Origin of the sequence: Billgrantia desiderata (genome assembly GCF_900108215.1) — a bacterium.
Lineage (GTDB): Bacteria > Pseudomonadota > Gammaproteobacteria > Pseudomonadales > Halomonadaceae > Halomonas > Halomonas desiderata.
Genome location: NZ_FNVC01000035.1, coordinates 19,814 through 37,171, shown reverse-complemented (window position 1 = coordinate 37,171; position 17,358 = coordinate 19,814). Strand labels below are relative to the sequence as shown.

The window sequence follows — 17,358 nt, the reverse complement described above, 5'->3', positions numbered from 1 at the left end:
GTGGCAGACCATCAGACCTCCCAGGGTAAGACGCGCGACCTTCCTCCCATACACCCGCCGCATCTACTGCCGCCCCTTCCGGATAGCTATTGGGCTTCGAGTTTCTTGGCCCTCTCGCCCAGGTGGCGACAGCCTCGTATGCGATTTCTGTTCGTCGGGCCGGGAGTTTGCCTCCAACTTCCTTCAGATTCCGTCTCGCGACGGACACCCTTGCTGTTCGGCTAACGGTTCCCGCTATCAGGGTCCGTAGGGGACTTTCACCCCCAAGTCATTCCGAGGCACCACCCTCGGAAACAGCGCCCGTCGGGCGCTGCGCGCCATGCCTGGCGCACCAAAAAAAGGCGCCTCCAGAGGAGGCGCAGGCAAGACCGTGACTAGCAATGAGGGGGAGAAACCATAGCGGGAAACTGGCGGTTCCCCTAATGGCCGTGGTGGCTCATCAACACCACGCACTCAATGTAAGTCATTCTCATTCTCTCTGTCAACACGAATGCGAATGTTTTTTATTTCAGCTTCCTGCCAGATGCAGCCACAGGGGCAGCGTGGCCATGGCCAGCAGCGTCTGGCCGGTGATCAGGGCTGCCATCAGCTCGGCGTCGCCGCCCAGCTGGCGGGCCAGGATGTAGGCCGAGGTGGCGGTGGGCAGGGCGGCGAACAGCAGCGCCACGTCGCGGCTCACCGCGTCCAGCCCCAGCAGCAGCGCCAGACCGAACACCAGCGCCGGCATCAGCATCAGCTTGACGAGGTTGGAGGTCCACACCCCGCGATCCAGGCGCAGCAGCGCCTGAGGGCGCAGGGCCACACCCACCGCCACCAGCCCCAGCGGCAGGGCGGCACGGCCCAGCAGCTCCACGGCCGAACCGCTCCAGCCGGGCAGGCCGATGCCGGAGAGATTGAGGCCGATACCGGCCAGGCAGGCCAGGATCAGCGGGTTGCGCACCAGGGCCGCCAGGCTCTTGCCCAGGCTCGAGGGGCCCAGAGTGCCGGCGGCGATGAAGCTGGCCACGCACAGCACGTTGACCACCGGCACCATCAGCGCCACGGCGACCGCCGCCACCGTGGCGCCGGCCGAGCCATGCAGGGCAGCCGCTCCGGCAACCCCCACGTAGGTATTGAAGCGCAGCGCACCCTGGAATACCGAGGTGAAGGCCGCCGGCGCCAGGCCCAGCCGCCGCTGTGCCGCCCACAGCAGCCCGGCGAAGGCCAGCATGCCGCCGAGCAGGGCGATGGCCAGGCGTATCACCGGCACCTCGCCCACGTTGGCGGTGGCCAGCGTGGCGACCAGCATGGCGGGAAAGAGCAGGAAATAGATGACCTTCTCGAGCTGTACCCAGAAGTCGTCGCTCGGCTGGCGCAATCGGCCGAGTGCGGCGCCGAGCAGAATCAGCAGGAACAGGGGGCCCAGCGCATTGGTAACGCCTTCCATCTCGATATCCTTGTCGTCTTGGGTTGAGTCGCCGGACCGTTAAACCCTGCGACAACGGTACACGCCAGACCCGTAAACAAATGCTGTTAAGCTTATCCTCTACCGCCGTTTCGTGAAGTGCTGCTTTCGCTGCCATGTCCTCGCCCACCCTGCCTAACGTCGGCAAGTCCCGCTTTCCGGGGCTCCGCCTGCTGATCCTGGCCACGCTGCTCACGCTTTGCGTGGCGCTGTGGTATCTGGCTGCGCACCTGCTGCGTGGCGGCGCCGACGTCGACTGGCATCTCGCCACGCTGCCTTGCGAGCTTCAGCGCGGCGAGTGCAGTGCCACCCTGGGCGAGGGGCGCAGGCTGACCCTCGATGTCGACGCGCCCGGGAGCATTCGGGCGCTGGAGCTGCTGCCGCTGAAAGTCCAGGTGGATGGCATCGAAGCGCAGTCGGTCAGAGTCGACTTCGTTGGCAGCGACATGGATATGGGCTTGCATCGTTTCCCCCTGAGCAAGCAGGATAGAGGACATTTCGAAGGTGTCGGCCAGGTGCCGATCTGTACCGAATCGGTCATGCGCTGGCAGGCTCAGGTGGTGGTGGAGACGCCTGAGGGTCGGCTGGGGAGTCGATTCGATTTCACCGTGGAGCGGAGTTTGCCATGAAACGGCAACGTATGTGGATGGCGCTGGGGGCGCTGATCGTCGTGGTGGGCCTGGGGGGGCTGTTCGGTTACCAGCAGTTCCAGGACGACGACGACGGCAGTCCGCGGGGCGGCCCGGTGGAGCTGCCTTCTACCCAGGGAGACTTCTCGCTGACCCAGCTCGAGGACGACCAACTGGCGGTGCTGTTCTTCGGTTACACCTACTGTCCCGACGTGTGTCCGATGAGCATGGCGGTGATGCGCCAGGTGATGCAGGGGCTGGATGACGAGCAGCGGCGCCGGGTGGTGCCGGTGCTGATCTCGGTGGATCCCGAGCGCGACACCATCGAGCGGCTCACCGAATACGTCGGCTATTTCGGCGACGACTTCATCGGCGCCACCGGCAGCCAGGAGCAGCTCGAGGAGCTGGCCGCACGCTATGGCGTGGTCTGGCGTCGGGTGGAAACGCCCGAGTCGGCGATGGAGTACACCGTCGACCACAGCTCTTCGCTCTATCTGGTCGATCGCGAGGGCACCATCCGTCAGCGCGTTCTCTACTCGCCGGCGCCGCATGCCCTGCGCTCGGCGCTGGAGCAGGAGCTCGGCGGCTGAGACCGCCGAGCGTCTACTTCTCTCCAGAGCCCTGTCTTCAGGGCTCTGTCATTCAGGGCTCTGTCCGAGCCGCTCGAGCATGCTCATCAGCGCCTTGACCTGTACGCCTTCCCGGGTGTCGTGCAGCGGGTCGAGCTGCCAGGTGCTTTCGGTGAAGCCCCACCAGTCCCAGCAGCCCTGGGGGTTGGCCAGGCTGGTGGTGGCCTGAGGGTAGAGCACGACGCGCTGGTTGGCCTCGGCCCACTCGTTGAGTCCGCTGTGCTCCACGAAGGCACGGTCGATCTGCTCCTCGGTCATGCCGCAGCCGTGCAGGGCAATCGTCAACTCGCAGCCGCCCGATTCGCAGCCTTCAGGAATCAGCACGTAGCCGGCCTTGCCCAGGCCGCGAGCGGCGAACGGTGCCTGATCGAAGCGCAGTAGCTCACTGGCGGTGCCCTGCTGGGGGGGCGTCAGCGTGCCGTGCAGCCAGCCCAGCGCCTCGCCGGCAATGTCGAGATCGCAGGCCAGCATATGGGTTCCACCGCCGAGTCGACACTGCGCCAGCTGGCTCGGTGGGACCTGCTCGTCGGCCTGGACGGGCCAGCCGTGACCGACACCGGTTGAGCGCACGACCCTGAGTTGCTCGTCGGGGCTGGCCAACCAGCCGGCGAGCTGCTCTGCCAACGCCTCGCCCAGAGAAGGATTCACCACGCCGTCCTCTTCACCGTGCCAGACGAAGGCCCGCAGCTCGGCCAGGGCTTCCGCCTCTCCCACCAGGCCGCGGGCCTGATAGTCCCGCAGGCGCGCATCCAGTACGCTGAGGTCGGGCGGTCCGCGACGCGTGGCCATGCACTGGCCCAGCGCCTGGCCGAGGCCGCCCTGAGCGCAGCTCCAGGGGCCGGCCGCCAGTACGGCCAGGCCGGCGAAGCGCTCCGGCCAGGCAACGGCCAGTTGGGTGGCCATGTAGCCACCCGAGGAGACGCCGATCACGCTGATTCCCTCAGGCTCGATGCCGAGCCGGGGCAGTTCCGGCAGGCGCTCGGCGGCCTGTGCACCGGTCGCCAGCAGCAGGCCGACGACCAGGAGTGACGAGGCTCTCATGGCGTCGCGTCACTCCATGACGTCGAGCAGCTCGACGCGGAAGATCAGCGTCTCGTTGGGGCCGATGGGGCCCTGGCCCTGGGCGCCGTAACCCAGCTCCGGGGGAATGAACAGCATCCAGGTATCGCCCACGCTCATCAGCTGCAGGGCCTCCTGCCAGCCCTCGATCACCTGATCGACGCGGAAGCTGAGTGGCTGGCCGCGCTCCAGGGAGCTGTCGAATACCGTGCCGTCGACCAGGGTGCCTTCGTAGTGCACTTCCACATGGGAGCTCGGCCCCGGGCTTTCGCCGTCGCCGCTCTCCAGCACCTCGTACTGCAGGCCCGAGTCGGTCGTGGTGACCTCCTCGCGCTCGCCGTTCTCGGCCAGAAAGGCCTGGCCTTCGGCGAGATTGAGTTCGGCCAGCTGCTCGGCCTCCGCCTGGCGGGCCGCCAGCGCGTCCTGCTGGAACTGGCTCAGGGTCTCGGCCATCTCCTCGGCGCTCATGGCCGGGTCGTTACCCTCGATGATGTCGCGGATGGCAGCGCTGAAGGCGTCGACATCGAGCTCGGGATACTCCTGGGCGATGCTCTGGCCGTAGGCGATGCCGAGGCTGTAGCTGAGACGCTCATCCTCTGTCTCCGGCGCAGCCAGGGCGAAAGGCGCCGCGGCCACCAGGGCAGCCAGGGAGGCGGAAGTCAGCAGTGTCTTCATGCAGAGTCCTGTCGATTGGTCTTGGGGCGATTTGTACGGCGCTCCCGGGGGGAGCGGTCGGCTCGATACCAGTACTCGGACTCTATCAGGGCAGGGCCGGTTCCGCACATGCATGGTGCATGACGAATGGTGCATGGCGAATGGTGCATGACGAACCCGGCCTGCCGCTCACACCACCAGTGTGGGGCAGTGGGCGGCTCCCGCCACCCGCTGCGCCACGCTGCCCAGTAGCAGGCTCTTCTCGCCGTTGGTGCCCTGGGCGCCCACCACGATCAGGTCGCACTCACGCTTGCGCGCGAAGCGCACGATGGTGCGCGAAGGCTGGCCGCCCTTGACGAAGGCACGCAGCTTGTCGGGGTCGGCCCCCAGCCCCGCCGCCTCGCTCTTGGCCTGTACGGCGATTTCGGTGGCGTACTCCTTGAGCGCATCGTCGGGGATGTCGAGCCTTGCCGGGCGCACCATGGAGAGCGAGGCCTCCAGCAGGCTGTGGTGCTTGAACACGCACAGCACGTAGAGCTCGGCGCCGGTCAGCAGGTGCAGGCCCACGGCCTTCTGCAGCGCCTTCAGGGCGCCCTTCGAGCCGTCCACCGGTACCAGTATGCGATTGAACATCTCAGCGTCTCCTCAGCATCGGGCCGCTAGCGGAAGGCCATGTCGCGCAGGAACAGGGCGATCTGCGGGAACATGATGATCAGCGCTGCCGACAGGATCAGCATGAAGACGAAGGGCGGCGTGCCGCGTATCACCTCCCAGTAGGGGCGCTTGAAGATGGCAATGGCGGTGAAGATGTCGCAGCCGAAGGGTGGCGTTGCCGAGCCTATCGCCACCTGCAGGGTGATCAGCACGCCCACCAGCACCGGGTCGAGACCGGAGGCGGCGATGGCCGGGGCGAAGATCGGCGTCAGTACCAGGATCACCACGATCGGATCGACGAACATGCAGGCGATGAAGAAGGCCACGCAGATGGCGATCAGCACGCCGACCGGCCCCGCCTCGTTGATGCCGAACGCCTCGAGCAGGGTCTGGGGGATCTGGGCGAAGGAGATGATCCAGGAGAAGCCGTTGCCCACCGCCACTAGGATGAACACCACCGCGGTGATCAACCCGGTGGATTTGGCGATGGCGTACATGTCCGGCAGCTTCAACGAGCGGAAGATCACGAACTCGAGCAGCACGGCATACAGCACGCAGGCCGCGGCCGCCTCGGTGGGGCTGAAGATGCCGCCGTAGATACCGCCCACGATCAGCACCGGGAAGCCCAACGGCCATAGCGCCTTCTGCACCGCGGTGAGGCGCTCGCGCCAGGTGGACTTGGGCTCGGTGGGTACGTCCTTGATGATGGCGTAGGCCACGCAGTAGAGCGAGAACATCAGCAGGATCAGCAGACCGGGACCGATACCGGCGATGAACAGCTCGCCGATGGAGGTGCCCGAGATGACGCCGTAGATGATCATGCCGATGCTCGGCGGGATCAGAAAGGCAATGTCGCTGGAGTTGATGATCAGCGCCAGGGTGAAAGGATCCTTGTAGCCGGCCTTGAGCATGCGCGGGCGCAGCGGCGACCCCACCGCCACCACGGTGGCCTGGGTCGAACCCGAGACCGCGCCGAACAGGGTGCAGGAGGCAGCGGTGCTGACGGCAAGGCCGCCCTTGATGTGGCCGACGAAGCTCATGACCATGTCGATCAGGCGGTGAGCCGACTGGCCGCGGGTCATGATGTCGGCGGCGAGGATGAACATCGGCACGGCGATCAGCGCCGTGGGCCGGATGCCGCCCATCATCTGCTGGATGAGGGTTTCCATCTGACCCATGCCGCCGAAGGTCATGTAGAAACCGACGAAGGCCGCCGTGGCCAGGGGAATCATCATCGGAAACCCCAGCAGCAGCAGCACGATCATGATGGAGAGAATGATGGCTGTCATGGTTATTGTTCCTTGTCGCCCTGCGTCAGACTTCCGTCTCGGTATCCTTGTAGCCGTCGACCACATGAGTCGACAGATAGACATCGTGTGAAGTGAGGTTCTTGAACGCGGTGAGCAGGTACTGGATGCCGGTGATAGTGAAGCCGATGGGTACCCAGAGATAGATCGTCCACACCGGAATGCTCAGCGAGGGCAGTACCCGGCCGCGTCCGTAGAGCGTCTGGATGTAACCGATGGAGAAGTAGCAGAGCACGAACATCACCAGCGCGGTGAACAGGCAGATGAAGATCATCAGGGCGCGCCGGCCCCCGGTGGGGAGAATGTCGTAGAACGCGGACATACGGATGTGGCGGCCGTGGCGCGCCGCATAGCCGATGCCGGCGAAGGTGATCATGACGATCAGGATGCGATTGACCTCCTCGGCGAAGTGCAGGCTCTCGCCGAAGGCAAAACGGCTGATGACGTTGGCAACGGTATTGATCGCCATCAGGATCACCCCCACGGCGAGGATGACGGCCTCGGCGCGGCTGATCCAGGTATCGACGACGCCGAGGGGGCCGGGGAGCGTGGAACGGTAGTTCTTTTCGGACTCTTCTTCTGTCATGCGACCGGTCTCCTGAAGGCTGTCCTGCGAGGTTCGAAGCGTCAGCCTTTAAGGTAAGTAACGTAAGCCGGCAGGAACAGGCCGGCTGCAACGCTGTTTGGCCGGGTGGCGCTGGCCCGGAAACACGAAGGGGCAGCCGACCGGCTACCCCCTCGATGCTTGCACGTCGAATCGCTCGCGGCTTACTCGTCGCCGGTGACGGCTTCGAGGTCTGCCTTGAACTGCTCGAGGAGTTCGCGGCCGCGGTCGCCGGTCATCTCGATGAAGCGTTCCTCGACCCGCGGGGCACGCTCACGGAAGGCCTCGATTTCGTCCTCGTCGAGACGGGTCACGGTGACCTCGTCGGAGGCTTCCTGGATCTTCTCCAGCGACTCGTCGGCAAGGCCGGAGATGTGCTCCATGGTGTGCTCGTAGGCGGCCTCGGCGGCATCACGCACCAGCTGCTGCTCCTCCTCGGAGAGGCCGTCGAAGAAGTCCTGGTTGGCCATCATCGCGGTGGTGAACCAGCCGTGGCCGGTGAAGACCAGGTGCGGGGACACCTCGTAGAGGCCGCCGGACTCGATCCAGAAGATCGGGTTCTCCTGACCCTGGATGATGCCGGTCTGCAGACCGCCGTAGACCTCACCCCAGGGCAGCGGGGTCGGCGTGGCACCGAAGGCACGATAGGTCTCGGAGAGCAGCGGGTTGGTCATGGTACGGATGTTCTTGCCACGCAGATCCTCCGGGCGGCGGATCGGCTCGTCCACGGTGATGACCATCTCGCCTTCGGGGTACATCTTGAGCAGCTCGAGGCCCTGTTCGGCATAGAGCTCCGGGAACATCTCGTTGATCGCCACGCTCTCGTCGAAGAACCGCAGAACGGTCTCTTCGTCGGTGGGCAGCAGATAGGGGATGAAGAAGATCTGGGCTTCGGGAATCAGAGCGCCGGTGAAGCCGGGCGACTGGTTGACGAACTGCAGGATGCCGGCCTGGGTCTGCTCCATGATATCGTCGGATTCACCCAGCTCGCCGAAGCGATAAATCTGAACGGTATTATCGGAGTTTTCCTCGATGTACTCCTTGAAGGCGACGGCGAACACGTCCTGAACGTCACCTTCGAATTCCTCATGCGCATAGCGCCAGTTGGCGGAATGGGCGGCAGCCGACATGCCGAACAGCAGTGCGCCGATACTGGCAGTGGTCAACAGCTTGGTTGCCTTCATTATTATGTTCTCCTTGCAGGTTTGGCCCGTGAAATAAGAGGCATCGACAGGCATTGGTAGCCACAAAACGCTACACATGTTTTTTCAGGCTAGCGTGCCGCCTACAGAGGGTCAAGCTGGCATTCGAGGGTTTGAACCGCCAAAAGTTGCTCTTTTTTCTGTAATTTCCAGCGACTTGCAAGGGAATTTTCGAGGTTGGGAATGGGGCTGGATAACGCCTCCAGTGGCATCGTTCGCAGGGCCAGATGCTGCAGTCGCAGCAACGTTTCGCGTTCGGCCGCCAGTTCGGCCTGCTGAATGCGGCGGCGCACCTCGGCGGTGCCGGGATCGTTGGCGGCCTGGGCCTTCAACCGTCGACGCAGCGTCCGCAACGGCACCGTCACTTCCTCCTGCCAGCGGTGAATCGCTGCCAGTTCGGCGGGCGCCTCGGCAGGCGTCAAGCCGTGACGATGCAGCCAGCAGCGCCACAGCAGCTCGCAGACATCGACACCGGCGTCGTCCTGCAGCAGCAGGCAGGCCGACTCCACCCCGGGGCGAGCATAGAAGGAGAGGGCGAAATCCCACAGCGGGTCGGCGGCAAGCCCGGCCCGCAGAGATGCCATGGTTGCGGTAGAATCGTCGCTCATGATCTAGAAGTCGCCGCCGTGGTCTCGCGAGCGAGCACCCGGCCGCGACCGTACCCTGTATCGCCAGTTGGAGCCTGCATGATTGCACTGCGCCAGGTTGCCCTGCAACGCGGCACCCAGACCCTGCTCGAGGAAGCCGAACTGACCCTGCATGCCGGGCACAAGGCCGGTATCGTCGGTCCCAACGGGGCCGGCAAGTCCAGCCTGTTCGGGCTGCTGCTGGGCACGCTTGCCCCCGACCGCGGCGAGATCGAGATGAGCGGGGGCCAGCGCATCGCCCACATGGCCCAGGAGGTCGATGCTCTCGACCGGCCCATCGTCGACTACGTGCTCGACGGCGACCGCGAGCTGCGCCAGACCGAGGCCGCGCTCGAGGAGGCACGCCGCCAGGGCGATGCCAACCGCGAGGCCGAGCTGCATGGTCACATCGAAGCGCTGGATGGCTACAGCGCGCCGTCGCGGGCCGCTCAGCTGCTGATCGGGCTGGGCTTCGGCCAGGCCGATCTGAGCCGCCCGCTGTCGGCCTTCTCCGGCGGCTGGCGCATGCGCGCCAACCTGGCGCGCACCCTGTTCATGCCGTCGGATCTGCTGCTGCTCGACGAGCCCACCAACCACCTCGATCTCGATGCCCTGCTGTGGCTCGAGCAGTGGCTTATGCGCTACCCCGGCACCCTGCTGCTGATCTCCCACGACCGCGACTTCCTCGACGCGGTGTGCGACCACATAGTCCATTTCGACCGGCGCCGGCTGGTGCTCTACCGTGGCAACTACTCCACCTTCGAGCGTACCCGCGCCGAGAAGCTGGCCCTGCAGCAGGCCGAGGCGGCCAAGCAGCAGGCCCGGCGCGAGGAGATCGAGCGCTTCGTGGCGCGCTTCAAGGCCAAGGCGAGCAAGGCGCGCCAGGCCCAGAGCCGCTTGAAGATGCTCGAGCGCATGGGCGATATCGCCGTGGCCCACGCCGACTCGCCGTTCCACTTCACCATTCCGTCATCGGACAAGACCTCGCATCCGCTGCTGGTGCTCGACCAGGCCCGGCTCGGCTATCGGGATGAGAGCGGGGCGGAAAAAGCTCAGCTCGACGAGGTCAAGCTGACCATCCTGCCGGGGCAGCGCATCGGCCTGCTGGGGCCCAACGGGGCCGGCAAGTCGACCCTGATCAAGTCGCTGACCGGCGAGCTGCCGCTGCTGGCGGGCCAGCGTATCCCGGGCGAGCATCTCGCCGTAGGGTACTTCGCCCAGCATCAGCTCGAGGGGCTCGACATGACGGCCACGCCGTTCATGCACGTGCAGCGGCTCTCGCCCACCGCCAGCGACCAGGCGATCCGCACCTTCCTCGGCGGCTTCGGTTTCCAGGGCGACGACGCCTTCGGCGAGGTGGGGCGTTTCTCCGGCGGCGAGAAGGCGCGCCTGGCGCTGGCCCTGGTGGCCTGGCGCAAGCCCAACCTGTTGCTGCTCGACGAGCCCACCAACCACCTCGACCTGGAAATGCGCGAGGCGCTCACCGAAGCGCTGGCCGCCTTCGAGGGCACGGTGATCCTGGTTTCTCACGACCGCCACCTGCTGCGTGCCACCGTCGACGAGTTCTGGCGCGTGGCCGACCATCGCGTCGAGCCCTTCGACGGCGACCTGGAGGACTATCGTGCCTGGCTCAAGGCGCGGTTGGAGGGCGAGCGGCGCGAGGCGCGGGCCGACAAGGCCGAGCGTCAGACGGAGAGTGCCGCGCCCAAGGAGGACCGCAAGGCGAGCCGCCGCGCCGCCGCCGAGCTGCGCGAGAAGCTGCGGCCGCTGAAGAAGGCGCGCGACCGCGCCGAGCAGGCGCTGGAGAAGGCCCAGGAAGAGCTGGCCGCGGTGGAGGAAGCGCTGGGCGAGGCCGAGCTCTACACCGACCCGACGCGCAAGGCCGAGCTCACCGAGCGGCTGGCCCGCCAGGGCGAACTCAAGTCACGGCTGGAGACGCTGGAAGCCGAGTGGCTGGCCGCCGAAGAGGCGCTCGAGGCGATGGAAGCGGAGCTGCTCGAAAGCGGGGCCTGACATACCCGGAACAACGACATCACGATGCTGATGGCAGCTTACGCTAGCGGCGCCGGGGACAGGTCGAAGAGGAGGTCATTTGCCATGGATGGCAAATGTAGCGCCCAGGGATGGGTTCACAGCGCCTCCTCGCAGGCCTGTCCCCGGATCAGCCGCGGAATGCGGCCAGCAATGGTGCCTTCAACTCTCCAGCAGAAACGTCACCGGCCCGTCGTTGATCAGCTCGACCTGCATGTTGGCGGCGAACTCGCCGCTCTCGACCCGGGGCCAGGCCGCCCGGGCGCGGTCGAGCAGGTAGTGGAACAGCCGCTCGCCGTCGGCCGGCGGCGCGGCGCTGGAGAAGCTCGGGCGCAGCCCCTTGCGGGTATCGGCGGCCAGGGTGAACTGCGAGACCAGCAGCAACCCGCCTTCAACCTGCTGCAGGTCGAGGTTCATCTTGCCCGCCTCGTCGCTGAACACCCGGTAGTGCAGCAGCTTGTGCAGCAGGCGCTCGGCGGCGGTCTCGTCGTCGCCCTTCTCCACCCCCACCAGGGCCAGCAGGCCGTGATCGATGGCCCCCACCGTTCGCTCGTCCACCGTCACGCTGGCGCGTCGCACACGCTGTATCAAGGCTTTCATGCGCCGATATCCCCTTTCTGAGCATGAGTTTGCCGAAAGGGTATCACGCAACTTCAGCTTGGTGCGGAGAGGGTGTTACCAAGCGCGGCACAGCATGATGTCGCAATGCGGCTCGGCCAGCAGCGCCTCGGTGATGGGGCTCTGGCGTCCCAACTGACCGCGGCTGCTCAGCGCCAGCAGGTCGGGCGGCTGGCGCCGCAGCCGGGTGACCAGCACCTCCAGCGGGTCGCCCTGTTCCAGTACCAGGTCGACGTCGGGCACGCTGTCGAGCTCGCCCATCAGCTGGTCGGTCTCGCGCTCTAGCTGGCAGCGCAGGCGCTCCACCTCGCGGTCGCGCCAGCGGGCATAGTCGCTGTCGGAGCCCATCTCGCGTTCGCCGGGGATGTCCCAGGCGTGGAGCAGGGTCAGGTGGCTTTCGGGGAAACGCTTGAGCACCTCGCGCAGGGTATTGCGGCTGGCCAGCGAGAAGTCCACGGGCAGCAGGATTTCCTGCCAGTCGCGGTTGGCCGGCTGGATCACCGACAGCACCGGACAGGGCGCGCTGCGTAGCACGCGAGCCAGGGTGGTGCCGATGATCAGGTCGTTCTGCCCGCGCTTGCGGTGGGAGCCCAGCACGATCATGTCCACCTCGCGGTCGTGGGCTTCGCGGACGATCTCGGCATAGGTGGCACCGGCCACGGTCTGCAGCATGACGCTGGGCTCCGGCAGGGCATAGTCCTCACGGATGTCCGTCATGATGGCCTGCATGTCGTCGACCACGGCGGCTTCGAGATCGTGTAGCACGCGGCGCGGCAGGTAGGGGTCGAGCACGTGGATGACGTCCAGGCGTGCACCGCTCTCCGTGGCCAGGCGAATGGCCCGGGCAAAGGCGGCGCGGTTCTCGGCCGAAAGGTCGCAGGCGAACAGCAGGGTCTGGGTCATGGCGTCTCTCCGATGCGATGAGCCTGGCGAGGCAGACTTCAGCATGGGCGCCAGTCGGCGAGGCTGCAAGGCCGTTTCGTTACCACCAGCGATGGAAGTGGTGCACCGGCCCGTGGCCCTGGCCCACCGCGAGCCGCCGGCTCTCGGTCAGCGCCGTTTCGAGCCACTGCTTGGCCGCGGCGATGGCGGCGGGCAGCTCGTCGCCCAGGGCGAGGCGGGCGGCGATGGCGGAAGAGAGCGAACAGCCGGTGCCGTGCAGGTTGGAGGTGGCGATCCGGGTGCCCTCGATCCAGCGGCTCTCGCCGTCAGCGATCAGTAGATCGGGGCAGCTCTCGTCGCGCAGATGGCCGCCCTTGAGCAGTACGGCGCCGGCGCCCAGGCCGGCCAGCGCCGGCGCCATGGCCAGCATCTCGTCGCGGCTGGTCGGCGCCGGGCGCCCCAGCAGCACCGCGGCCTCGGGCAGGTTGGGGGTGATCAGGTCGGCCAGCGGCACCAGCACCTCGCGCACCGCAGCGATGCCCACGTCGTCGACCAGGATGTCGCCGCTCTTGGCTACCATCACCGGATCCAGCACGACCCAGCGGGGGCGCCTGGCCTCGAGCGCGTCGCGGATGGTCTCGGCGACCTCGCGGCTGGCGACCATGCCGATCTTCACCGCATCGAGCGCCACGTCATCGAGCAGCGTGTCGAGCTGCAGGCGGATGAACTCCACCGGAATCGGGTGGACGCCGCGCACGCCGCGGGTGTTCTGGGCGGTCAGTGCGGTGATGATGCTGGTACCATAGGCGCCCAGCGCCGAGAAGCTCTTGAGATCGGCCTGAATGCCGGCTCCCCCGCTGGGATCGGAGCCGGCGATGGTGAGCGCATTGGGAACGGGGCGGTGGGTCGTCATGGCGTCCTCTCGCAAACAGAATGGCGGTGTAGGGAGGCTGGATGCTGAGTCTTTTCGTGGTGGCGTTCGTCAGCGCCACCCTGTTGCCGGGTGGCTCCGAGGTGTGGCTGGCGCGCCAGTGGTGCCTGGGACAGCCGGTGCTGGCGCTGTGGCTGGTGGCCACCTCGGGCAACACCCTGGGCAGTCTGGTCAATGTCTGGATGGGGCGCTATGCGCGCCGTTTCCAGAATCGCCGCTGGTTTCCCGCCTCGCCCCAGGGTCTGGCCCGGGCCGAGGGCTGGTATCACCGCTTCGGCGAGTGGAGCCTGCTGCTCTCCTGGGCGCCGGTGATCGGCGACCCGCTCACCGTGCTGGCCGGCATCTTCCGCCTGCCATGGTGGCGGGCCATTTTGCTGATCACCGTGGCCAAGGGGACACGCTACGCCGTGGTGCTTTATCTCGCCCAGGCCTGGCTGGCCCCGCTCTGCCAGTAACGTCAGGCCAAGCCAGGCTCAAGACCAGGCCAGACTCATCTCAACACCGAAGGCAACCAGGTGGCCAGCCCCGGGAACAGTGCCAGCGCCCCCAGCATGCCGAGCTGCATCAGGATGAAGGGCACCACGCCGCGGTAGATGGCGGAGGTCGGCACCGACTCCGGCGTCACTCCGCGCAGGTAGAACAGCGCGAAGCCGAACGGCGGCGTCAGGAACGATGTCTGCAGGTTCACCGCGATCATGATGCCGAGCCAGATCGGGTCGAGGCCCATCATCAGCAGCACCGGGCCGACGATCGGCACCACCACGAAGGTGATCTCGATGAAGTCGAGAATGAAGCCGAGCAGGAAGATCACCAGCATCACCACCAGGGTGGCACCGACCACGCCGCCGGGCAGCGCCTCGAACATCTCCTTGACCAGCTCCTCGCCGCCGTAGGCGCGGAACACCAGCGAGAACAGCGCGGCGCCGATCAGGATCAGGAACACCATGCTGGTGACCTTGGTGGTGGTGAACACCACCTCGCGCAGCATCGGCAGGTTCATGCGGCGGTTGACCAGCGCCAGCAGGAAGGCGCCGGTGGCGCCCACCGCCGAGGCTTCGGTGGGGGTGGCGAAGCCGCCCAGGATCGAGCCCAGCACGGCGACGATCAGCAGCACCGGCGGAATCAGCCCCTTGATCAGCAGCGGCAGGATGCTGCCGCTGTGGCCCAGCTCCTGTTTCAGCACGTCCCGATCTGCAGCCGGTGCGCTTTCCGGCTTCAGCCAAGCGACGACCATCATGTAGACGATATAAGCCACCACCAACAGCAGGCCGGGAATCAGGGCGCCGACGAACAGATCGCCCACCGAGACGGTCTTGGGGCTCCACACGCCCATGGCCAGCTGGGCGCGCTGATAGGCGTTGGAGAGCACGTCGCCCAGCAGCACCAGGGCGATGGAGGGCGGGATGATCTGGCCCAGGGTGCCGGTGGCGCAGATGCTGCCGGTGGCCAGCGCCGGCGAATAGCCGCGCTTGAGCATGGTCGGCAGCGACAGCAGACCCATGGTGACCACGGTGGCGCCGACGATGCCGGTAGAGGCGGCCAGCAGCATGCCGACCAGGATCACCGAGATGCCGAGCCCGCCGCGCAGGGTGCCGAACAGCAGCGCCATGGCGTCGAGCAGGGTCTCGGCCACGCGGGACTTCTCCAGCAGCACCCCCATCAGCACGAACAGCGGCACCGCCAGCAGGGTCTGGTTGGTCATGATGCCGTAGAGGCGGTTGGGCATGGCGCCCATCATGCGCGCCTCGAAGGGCACCGGCACGCCCATCTGCAGCAGCAGATGGCCCAGGCCGGCGAAGATCAGCGCGGTGCCGGCCAGCGCCAGGGCCACCGGATAGCCCAGCATCAGCACGGCGCAGACGGTGAGGAACAGGAACAGCGGCATGAATTCGAGCAGGGCTTCCACGTCAGACTACCTCGTCGTGGTCGGGAGTATTGCCCGGCGCCTTGCCGCGCAGGATCAGTATCTGGCGCATTACCTGGGCCACGCCCTGCACCAGCAGCAGCGCCATCATCACCAGAATCAGCGTCTTGAGCAGGTAGACGCCGGGGATGCCGCCGTCGGGCGAGCGCTCGAGGATCGCCCAACTGCTGCGCACGTAGCCATAGCTCGACCAGGCGATGAACAGCACCACCGGGAGCAGCAGGAACAGGGTGCCGCCGAGATCGATCCAGGCCCGCCCGCGGGCGGAGAGCTTGCGGTAGAAGATGTCGACGCGTACATGGCCATCGTGGCGCAGGGTCCAGGCCGCCCCCAGCATGAATACCATGGCGTGCATGTACATGACCGACTCCTGCATCACCACGCTGTGGATGCTGAAGACGTAGCGCATCACCACGATGGCGAACTGTACCGCCATCATGATGATCACCAGCCAGGCGATGGAGCGGCCCACGACCTCGGTAAAGCCGTCGAGCCATGCGAGCAGGACCGGATCACGGTTCGCGGTAGGCATGGGAGGGTCTCGTGTCGAAGCGAATCAGGGACCGCATCATCGCCGATTCCGCCGCGGGCGTCATCCCTGGTCCTCAACGCCCGGCCCGACGTCTCATGTTCGACGTCGTACGACCAGGCGCAGACGGTTTTCCGGTATGGCCTAGAGGCTCTGCTTCTTGTGCAGCGCTTCCAGCACCGCCTGGCAGGATGTCGGCAGGGCGACATCGACGGCAATCGGCAGGTGGTCGGAGAAGAGATGATCGAGCACGCGCACGTCCCGGGCCTCCAGGGAGTCGGAGAGCAGGATGTGGTCCAGTGCGCGGCGCGGCTGCCAGGAAGGATAGCTGAGCAGCGGACGCACGGGGTGCAGTGGCAGCGAGGCGCAGAAGCGTGAATGCGAGTGCAGCTGCTCCGGCGTGCAGTTGAGATCGCCCATCACCACCACGTGGCGCAGCGGCTGAATGATCTCGCTGAGATAGTCGAACTGGCGCATCCGCGCACGATGGCTCAAGGCCAGGTGGGCGACGAACAGATGCAAGGCGTCCGGGCCGTCGCCGTAGCGGGCGTGGATGGCGCCGCGGCCCGGCAGCGTGCCGGGCAGGCGGTGCTCCTCGACCAGCGTGGGGGCGAGGCGCGACAGCAGACCGTTGCTGTGCTGGGCGAAGCGTCCCAGGTTGCGGTTGAGCTGCTGGTAGTGGTGGGGAAAGCCGCCCCGGGTGGCCAGGTACTCCACCTGGTTGACGTTGCTCGAGCGAAAGCTGCCGCCGTCGACCTCCTGCAGGCCGACGATGTCGAAGCGGCTCAGCACGCTGCTGACCATGTCGAGCCGCCGCGCCCGATGCGGATGCGGTAACAGATGTTGCCAACTACGAGTGAGGTAGTGGTGATAGGCCGACGTCTGGATACCGACCTGCATGTTGAAGGTGAGCAGCTTGAGGTGCCCACCTTCGAGGGTCGGGGTCCTGGCCTCGGCCAGGTGCGAGTTCTCGGCAGTCACGGTCAGTCTTCGCGCTCCTGACGCACGCGCTCGATCAAGGCATCGGCCACTTGCGGCATGTTCTCCAGGCTGCCGGCGCTGCTGGGGGTGACCAGATAGCGGCCGTCGATGATCAGCGCCGGTACGCCCATCAGACGCATGCTGCGCATGCGCGCATGGGCCTGGTTGACCTGCGATTTGACGCCGAAGGAGTCGAGCGCCTTACGAGCCTCCTCCTCGCTGACACCGTATTCGCTGAAGAAGGCGGCAATGCTGTCGGCATCGGTCAGCCGGCGTCCCTCTTGATGAATGGCGTTGAAGATGTCGGCGTGGGCCTCTTCGCGGATGCCCAGTTCCTCGGCGGCATAGAACACCACGGCGTGGGTGTTCCAGTCGCCGCCCATGGTGGCGGGCAGGTGCTCCACGCTGACGTCGTCGCCCAGGGTCTCGTACCACGCCTTCACGCTGCTTTGCAGGTTGTAGCAGTGCGGACAGCCGTACCAGAACGCCTCGACGACCTCGATCTGGCCCTCCTCGACGCGGGTCTCGACGGGCTCGGGCAGGCGCTCGTAGTGCTGGCCCTCGACCACATTGGCCGAGGCGAGCGATGCCAGACCGAGGCCGGCCACGGCAATCACGGCTGACTGGAGAAGGCGGAAAGGTTTGAACATGGAT

19 protein-coding genes are annotated in these 17,358 nt (G+C 66.4%); 4 read left to right on the top strand and 15 right to left on the bottom strand.

Annotated features, from left to right (window positions below):
• Positions 1 to 508: 508 nt before the first annotated feature.
• Complete coding sequence (locus C4S71_RS21280) at positions 509 to 1,426, bottom strand: AEC family transporter (protein ID WP_103970487.1); 918 nt, start codon at positions 1,424 to 1,426, stop codon at positions 509 to 511.
• A gap of 134 nt (positions 1,427 to 1,560) precedes the next feature.
• Between C4S71_RS21280 and C4S71_RS21275 the strand changes: the two genes are divergently transcribed.
• Together C4S71_RS21275 and C4S71_RS21270 are read left to right on the top strand one after the other, a co-directional pair.
• Positions 1,561 to 2,073, top strand: coding sequence for a hypothetical protein (locus C4S71_RS21275; RefSeq protein ID WP_103970486.1), 513 nt, complete (start codon positions 1,561 to 1,563; stop codon positions 2,071 to 2,073).
• Complete coding sequence (locus tag C4S71_RS21270) at positions 2,070 to 2,663, top strand: SCO family protein (RefSeq protein WP_234240468.1); 594 nt, start codon at positions 2,070 to 2,072, stop codon at positions 2,661 to 2,663. The genes C4S71_RS21275 and C4S71_RS21270 overlap by 4 nt, the downstream gene beginning before the upstream one ends.
• 48 nt (positions 2,664 to 2,711) lie before the next feature.
• On the opposite strand, the gene C4S71_RS21265 is transcribed toward C4S71_RS21270, so the two are convergent.
• The 7 genes from C4S71_RS21265 to C4S71_RS21235 form a co-directional block, all read right to left on the bottom strand.
• Positions 2,712 to 3,743 (bottom strand): PHB depolymerase family esterase, encoded by a 1,032-nt coding sequence (locus tag C4S71_RS21265; protein WP_103970484.1) that lies wholly within the window; start codon positions 3,741 to 3,743, stop codon positions 2,712 to 2,714.
• A gap of 9 nt (positions 3,744 to 3,752) precedes the next feature.
• On the bottom strand, positions 3,753 to 4,436 hold the full coding sequence (locus tag C4S71_RS21260) for a BamJ family beta-barrel-assembly machinery protein (RefSeq protein ID WP_103970483.1): 684 nt from the start codon (positions 4,434 to 4,436) through the stop codon (positions 3,753 to 3,755).
• A gap of 168 nt (positions 4,437 to 4,604) precedes the next feature.
• On the bottom strand, positions 4,605 to 5,048 hold the full coding sequence (locus C4S71_RS21255) for a universal stress protein (RefSeq protein ID WP_103970482.1): 444 nt from the start codon (positions 5,046 to 5,048) through the stop codon (positions 4,605 to 4,607).
• 26 nt (positions 5,049 to 5,074) lie between these two features.
• Positions 5,075 to 6,358: a TRAP transporter large permease gene (locus C4S71_RS21250; RefSeq protein ID WP_103970481.1), complete on the bottom strand. Its 1,284-nt coding sequence runs from the start codon at positions 6,356 to 6,358 to the stop codon at positions 5,075 to 5,077.
• Between the two features lie 25 nt (positions 6,359 to 6,383).
• Positions 6,384 to 6,962 (bottom strand): TRAP transporter small permease, encoded by a 579-nt coding sequence (locus tag C4S71_RS21245; RefSeq protein WP_103970480.1) that lies wholly within the window; start codon positions 6,960 to 6,962, stop codon positions 6,384 to 6,386.
• Between the two features lie 182 nt (positions 6,963 to 7,144).
• On the bottom strand, positions 7,145 to 8,164 hold the full coding sequence (locus tag C4S71_RS21240) for a TRAP transporter substrate-binding protein (protein WP_103970479.1): 1,020 nt from the start codon (positions 8,162 to 8,164) through the stop codon (positions 7,145 to 7,147).
• A gap of 101 nt (positions 8,165 to 8,265) precedes the next feature.
• Positions 8,266 to 8,790 (bottom strand): TIGR02444 family protein, encoded by a 525-nt coding sequence (locus tag C4S71_RS21235; RefSeq protein WP_234240472.1) that lies wholly within the window; start codon positions 8,788 to 8,790, stop codon positions 8,266 to 8,268.
• A gap of 78 nt (positions 8,791 to 8,868) precedes the next feature.
• On the opposite strand from C4S71_RS21235, the gene C4S71_RS21230 reads away from it, so the two are divergent.
• Entirely contained in the window at positions 8,869 to 10,821 is a 1,953-nt protein-coding gene (locus tag C4S71_RS21230; RefSeq protein WP_103970477.1) for an ATP-binding cassette domain-containing protein, read from the top strand.
• A gap of 180 nt (positions 10,822 to 11,001) precedes the next feature.
• On the opposite strand, the gene dtd is transcribed toward C4S71_RS21230, so the two are convergent.
• The 3 genes from dtd to thiD all read right to left on the bottom strand — a co-directional run bounded on the left by dtd (position 11,002) and on the right by thiD (position 13,252).
• Positions 11,002 to 11,439 (bottom strand): D-aminoacyl-tRNA deacylase, encoded by a 438-nt coding sequence (dtd, locus tag C4S71_RS21225; protein WP_103970476.1) that lies wholly within the window; start codon positions 11,437 to 11,439, stop codon positions 11,002 to 11,004.
• 75 nt (positions 11,440 to 11,514) lie between these two features.
• Positions 11,515 to 12,360, bottom strand: a complete 846-nt coding sequence (locus C4S71_RS21220) for a universal stress protein (protein ID WP_103970475.1) — start codon at positions 12,358 to 12,360, stop codon at positions 11,515 to 11,517.
• 79 nt (positions 12,361 to 12,439) lie between these two features.
• Positions 12,440 to 13,252: a bifunctional hydroxymethylpyrimidine kinase/phosphomethylpyrimidine kinase gene (thiD, locus tag C4S71_RS21215; protein ID WP_103970474.1), complete on the bottom strand. Its 813-nt coding sequence runs from the start codon at positions 13,250 to 13,252 to the stop codon at positions 12,440 to 12,442.
• Positions 13,253 to 13,293: 41 nt separating this feature from the next.
• Between thiD and C4S71_RS21210 the strand changes: the two genes are divergently transcribed.
• A complete protein-coding gene (locus C4S71_RS21210; RefSeq protein WP_103970473.1) occupies positions 13,294 to 13,725 on the top strand; it encodes a YqaA family protein in 432 nt (143 codons plus the stop codon).
• A 35-nt stretch (positions 13,726 to 13,760) separates the two neighbouring features.
• Here the strand turns inward: C4S71_RS21210 and C4S71_RS21205 are convergent, their stop codons facing one another.
• The 4 genes from C4S71_RS21205 to C4S71_RS21190 all read right to left on the bottom strand — a co-directional run bounded on the left by C4S71_RS21205 (position 13,761) and on the right by C4S71_RS21190 (position 17,354).
• The gene (locus C4S71_RS21205; RefSeq protein ID WP_176342945.1) at positions 13,761 to 15,167 is read right to left on the bottom strand and encodes a TRAP transporter large permease; all 1,407 of its coding nucleotides are present in this window, start codon (positions 15,165 to 15,167) and stop codon (positions 13,761 to 13,763) included.
• A 10-nt stretch (positions 15,168 to 15,177) separates the two neighbouring features.
• Positions 15,178 to 15,726, bottom strand: coding sequence for a TRAP transporter small permease subunit (locus tag C4S71_RS21200; RefSeq protein ID WP_103970472.1), 549 nt, complete (start codon positions 15,724 to 15,726; stop codon positions 15,178 to 15,180).
• Positions 15,727 to 15,867: 141 nt separating this feature from the next.
• The gene (locus C4S71_RS21195) at positions 15,868 to 16,623 is read right to left on the bottom strand and encodes an endonuclease/exonuclease/phosphatase family protein (protein ID WP_103970489.1); all 756 of its coding nucleotides are present in this window, start codon (positions 16,621 to 16,623) and stop codon (positions 15,868 to 15,870) included.
• A gap of 83 nt (positions 16,624 to 16,706) precedes the next feature.
• Positions 16,707 to 17,354 carry a thiol:disulfide interchange protein DsbA/DsbL gene (locus tag C4S71_RS21190; protein ID WP_103970471.1) on the bottom strand — a complete coding sequence of 216 codons (648 nt, stop codon included), beginning with the start codon at positions 17,352 to 17,354 and terminating at the stop codon, positions 16,707 to 16,709.
• Positions 17,355 to 17,358: the final 4 nt, after the last annotated feature.

What these genes read in the sequence shown, in the direction of transcription:
- C4S71_RS21280 (WP_103970487.1), bottom strand. Translation starts at nt 1,426, where the DNA reads ATGGAAGGCGTTACCAATGCGCTGGGCCCCCTGTTCCTGCTGATTCTG.
- C4S71_RS21275 (WP_103970486.1), top strand. Translation starts at nt 1,561, where the DNA reads ATGTCCTCGCCCACCCTGCCTAACGTCGGCAAGTCCCGCTTTCCGGGG.
- C4S71_RS21270 (WP_234240468.1), top strand. Translation starts at nt 2,070, where the DNA reads ATGAAACGGCAACGTATGTGGATGGCGCTGGGGGCGCTGATCGTCGTG.
- C4S71_RS21265 (WP_103970484.1), bottom strand. Translation starts at nt 3,743, where the DNA reads ATGAGAGCCTCGTCACTCCTGGTCGTCGGCCTGCTGCTGGCGACCGGT.
- C4S71_RS21260 (WP_103970483.1), bottom strand. Translation starts at nt 4,436, where the DNA reads ATGAAGACACTGCTGACTTCCGCCTCCCTGGCTGCCCTGGTGGCCGCG.
- C4S71_RS21255 (WP_103970482.1), bottom strand. Translation starts at nt 5,048, where the DNA reads ATGTTCAATCGCATACTGGTACCGGTGGACGGCTCGAAGGGCGCCCTG.
- C4S71_RS21250 (WP_103970481.1), bottom strand. Translation starts at nt 6,358, where the DNA reads ATGACAGCCATCATTCTCTCCATCATGATCGTGCTGCTGCTGCTGGGG.
- C4S71_RS21245 (WP_103970480.1), bottom strand. Translation starts at nt 6,962, where the DNA reads ATGACAGAAGAAGAGTCCGAAAAGAACTACCGTTCCACGCTCCCCGGC.
- C4S71_RS21240 (WP_103970479.1), bottom strand. Translation starts at nt 8,164, where the DNA reads ATGAAGGCAACCAAGCTGTTGACCACTGCCAGTATCGGCGCACTGCTG.
- C4S71_RS21235 (WP_234240472.1), bottom strand. Translation starts at nt 8,790, where the DNA reads ATGAGCGACGATTCTACCGCAACCATGGCATCTCTGCGGGCCGGGCTT.
- C4S71_RS21230 (WP_103970477.1), top strand. Translation starts at nt 8,869, where the DNA reads ATGATTGCACTGCGCCAGGTTGCCCTGCAACGCGGCACCCAGACCCTG.
- dtd (WP_103970476.1), bottom strand. Translation starts at nt 11,439, where the DNA reads ATGAAAGCCTTGATACAGCGTGTGCGACGCGCCAGCGTGACGGTGGAC.
- C4S71_RS21220 (WP_103970475.1), bottom strand. Translation starts at nt 12,360, where the DNA reads ATGACCCAGACCCTGCTGTTCGCCTGCGACCTTTCGGCCGAGAACCGC.
- thiD (WP_103970474.1), bottom strand. Translation starts at nt 13,252, where the DNA reads ATGACGACCCACCGCCCCGTTCCCAATGCGCTCACCATCGCCGGCTCC.
- C4S71_RS21210 (WP_103970473.1), top strand. Translation starts at nt 13,294, where the DNA reads ATGCTGAGTCTTTTCGTGGTGGCGTTCGTCAGCGCCACCCTGTTGCCG.
- C4S71_RS21200 (WP_103970472.1), bottom strand. Translation starts at nt 15,726, where the DNA reads ATGCCTACCGCGAACCGTGATCCGGTCCTGCTCGCATGGCTCGACGGC.
- C4S71_RS21195 (WP_103970489.1), bottom strand. Translation starts at nt 16,623, where the DNA reads ATGCAGGTCGGTATCCAGACGTCGGCCTATCACCACTACCTCACTCGT.
- C4S71_RS21190 (WP_103970471.1), bottom strand. Translation starts at nt 17,354, where the DNA reads ATGTTCAAACCTTTCCGCCTTCTCCAGTCAGCCGTGATTGCCGTGGCC.